We start from the raw sequence: 3,402 nt of genomic DNA on the forward strand, positions 1-3,402 counted from the left end.
GTATAAGCCTGACACAAATAAAATAAGTGAAAATAATGATAATGATATAGAACTATATAATTCTATATCATTATATAGCTTTTTGATAAAAATTAAATTTATTAAAGTAAAAATATCAAATAAAATTATATAAGTATAAATAAAAGTATTAAAATTACCTATAAATAAAAGAAATATAAAGAAGTTTATAATAAAAGCTATTGAAAATATACCATAACAACTCTCTTTTAAATTTCTTTCTTTTATATTGATCATTATTAGTCCTCCTATATTGTTTTATTATATTTTATCACAATATGTATATTCTTGTAATAATTAGTTTAAATTTTAAAGAGTTTATCAATAAGTAATTCTAAAAAATACTAGTAGTGCTTATGATAATATAAGAATTTTTTATTTGCTAATTTAAGCTATTTAAGAAATATTTTATTATAGTTTTATGATACTTGATAACTTTTAATAAAATTCATATAATCTAAAGCTTTAATTGTATGAAAGCTTATTTGATGTATTGGATATTTAAATTTCATTAATTCAAAGAATTTCTCTTTATTCATTTGTCCATTAGTATAAGCTTCAATATAGTCATAAATAGTATCATCTGCCATAGGACCAATAACTACATCATATTCATGAGTATTACCACTACGACATCCTATTACAAATTCAAGCCAATCATTTGTATAATCATCAAATTGCTTAATGTTTAATGAATCAATATTTTTAATTTCATAAACATTTACTATTGAAGTATTAAATTTATCCGTCCATCTTTCTGCTTGATCTTTTATTTTGGTACAATAAAATCCCCAAGAAAAATCCTTAGTAAATCTATATTTACGAATTTTAGGAAATTCTATTTCCATATAACTTCCATGATATATTAATTCTGAACTCTTTTTCATAGCTAACTCCTTTCATTTAAATGTAAAATATTATTCACTAATTATATCATATTTTATGCTATTTAATTCTATATTTTAAAACTAAGGTTTTATAAGATATAAATTTAATAAAGTATACCTTGAATAACATTAAAGTGCTAATAAAGTAATTCTAAGATTGCTGCATATTAATAATACAATATAAAATATAATTAAAGTACTTAATATTATTAGTTTATTACCTAAATATTTAGATGATAACATTCCTAAAACAATGCATATGCCTATAATGCTATATTACTCTTATCAAATAAATATATATTAGTTATAAGTAAAACAAAAAATAATATACTGCTACTTAGTAATCCATTTTGTATAGTAATATTAGTATTATCTAATATATTTGCTAAGTTTCCTTGCAAAACTTCACCTATTTGTAAATATGTAAAAGGATTCATATGTGCAATATTTTTAATTAAACCTATATCACTAATAAAATATAATGATATTAGTATGATTACTGTTAATATCATTGAAGTGTTTGTCCTCTTATTCAATGAAGAAATAAATATTGATAATACAGAAGTTAACGTAATTAATACAGAAAGTAAAGTTAATCCTACCATAATATATTTACCTACTTCAATGTATTCAATGTTTCCAGCATGGTAAAATATTATTGGGTAATTTATAGCTCCAAACCCTTTTGTTATCCCTAATATAAAAAATAATGTCCCTATAATAAAAAAAACAATTACATTCGTAACAACCACAGCCGCTATTATTTTACTTAATAATATTTTTCTCTTACTTATTGGTTGAGTAAACAATAATTTATAGGTATTTGATTGAAATTCACTTGACATGACATCTGAACTAATAAATATGACTAATACCATAATCATTAGTATTAATGCACCATTTAAAAATATCTTAATAAAATTAAATCCTTCCATAGATACATCTGTATATATTGGTTTTATTCCCTTATCCAATAAAAGCTTATCTACTTCAATCTCCATTTTTATATCATCTATTTCTCTACCTGTTATGACTTTGTTACTTCTTATATTTTCCAATAATATTTCATTTGATTTTATTCTAACTTCTAGATATTTATTCCATTCATTATTGTTATAATATATTTTCATCTCTTTAAGAATATCTATTTCTTCTTTATAATCCATAGCTATTTCTTGTAAATTTTTATTATCTGGTAATTTTAATATCTCATCTTCAATTCTAACTAATGCTTCTTCTACTGATTCAATATTCTTATCCATATTCAACACCATAGAGTTATCAAACATCTTTTCATTAGAAGAATATAATAATATAAATAAAATAACTATTATAAAAAATAACCCTACTGTAACTATATTTCTTTTTTTATTTAATATTTTCTTTATTTCAAAATTTATTAAATGAACCATTTATTTCTCCTCATATAGATTGGTATATATTTTTTCTATGTTATTATTCAATATTTCAATAGTGCTATATTTAATGTTTTGTTTTGTTATTTTATTTATTAAATTTGCTGTATTACTTGAATTAGTTTCTATGCTTATCTTATGGGAATTAATAATATTAACATTATTAACAAATTCCATATTTTCAATTTTTGACACTACTTCCTCTTGATTTTTTATACCTAATATTATAGTTTGACATCCTAATTTTATATCATCAATGTTCCTATCAATTATTTTTGTTTCTTTAAGAAACAGCACTCGTGTACATATATTATCCAAGTAAGATAATATATGAGAAGAAATTAGGATGCTCATCTTGTGATTCTCTACTAAATCTATTAGCAATCTTTTAAACTCTATAGCACTTTTAGAATCTAATCCATTAGTTGGCTCATCTAATATCAGTATTTTAGGTTCTGTAAGCAAAGCTATTCCTAATGCCAAACGTTGTTTCATTCCTAATGAATATTTTGAAACTTTCTTTTTCAATTCATTTCCTATATTTATAAATTCTATAATAGAGTTTATTTTCTCTTGAGAAATATTGTTTATCTTACTTATTAATTTTATATTATCATATCCACTTAACTCTTCATATAAAGAAGGAGTTTCAATTATACTGGATAATTTAGATAAATAAATTTCTCTATTGTCACTTGCTAATACACCACAAATTTTCACTTCACCTGCATCTGCTTTTAATAAATTAGATAGTATTTTCATTAATGTTGTCTTTCCTGCACCATTTGGACCTATTAGTGCAACTACCTCACCCTCATTAATTGAAAATGTAATATTATCTAAAACTTTATTTTCTTTATAACTCACTTCAATATTTTTAACTTCTAAAATTTTCATAATTTACCCCATTAACATTCATATATGATTTTTTATTTTTCATTTAAGTTGTTTGAATTAAGTGCTTTACTAATAAGTTTAAATCCTTCTTTTAAATTATATGCTATTATAATTAATATAATTATTTTTAATATTTCATATATATTCATAAATATAATTCACCTTTCAACTTTATAATTATAATT

3 protein-coding genes and 1 pseudogene are annotated in these 3,402 nt (G+C 21.5%); all 4 read right to left on the reverse strand.

Annotated features, from left to right (window positions below; genetic code table 11):
• Positions 1-255, reverse strand: a pseudogene (locus tag GBZ86_RS13960) (hypothetical protein); the annotation flags it as partial.
• 182 nt (positions 256-437) lie between these two features.
• On the reverse strand, positions 438-905 hold the full coding sequence (locus GBZ86_RS13965; RefSeq protein WP_152891661.1) for a DUF3990 domain-containing protein: 468 nt from the start codon (positions 903-905) through the stop codon (positions 438-440).
• Positions 906-1,168: 263 nt separating this feature from the next.
• Positions 1,169-2,317: an ABC transporter permease subunit gene (locus GBZ86_RS13970; protein ID WP_152891663.1), complete on the reverse strand. Its 1,149-nt coding sequence runs from the start codon at positions 2,315-2,317 to the stop codon at positions 1,169-1,171.
• Positions 2,318-3,217 carry an ABC transporter ATP-binding protein gene (locus GBZ86_RS13975; protein ID WP_152891665.1) on the reverse strand — a complete coding sequence of 300 codons (900 nt, stop codon included), beginning with the start codon at positions 3,215-3,217 and terminating at the stop codon, positions 2,318-2,320. It lies immediately after the preceding gene.
• Between the last annotated feature and the right edge of the window lie 185 nt (positions 3,218-3,402).

This window comes from Clostridium tarantellae, assembly GCF_009295725.1.
Classification (GTDB): domain Bacteria; phylum Bacillota; class Clostridia; order Clostridiales; family Clostridiaceae; genus Sarcina; species Sarcina tarantellae.

What these genes read in the sequence shown, in the direction of transcription:
- GBZ86_RS13965 (WP_152891661.1), bottom strand. Translation starts at nt 905, where the DNA reads ATGAAAAAGAGTTCAGAATTAATATATCATGGAAGTTATATGGAAATA.
- GBZ86_RS13970 (WP_152891663.1), bottom strand. Translation starts at nt 2,317, where the DNA reads ATGGTTCATTTAATAAATTTTGAAATAAAGAAAATATTAAATAAAAAA.
- GBZ86_RS13975 (WP_152891665.1), bottom strand. Translation starts at nt 3,217, where the DNA reads ATGAAAATTTTAGAAGTTAAAAATATTGAAGTGAGTTATAAAGAAAAT.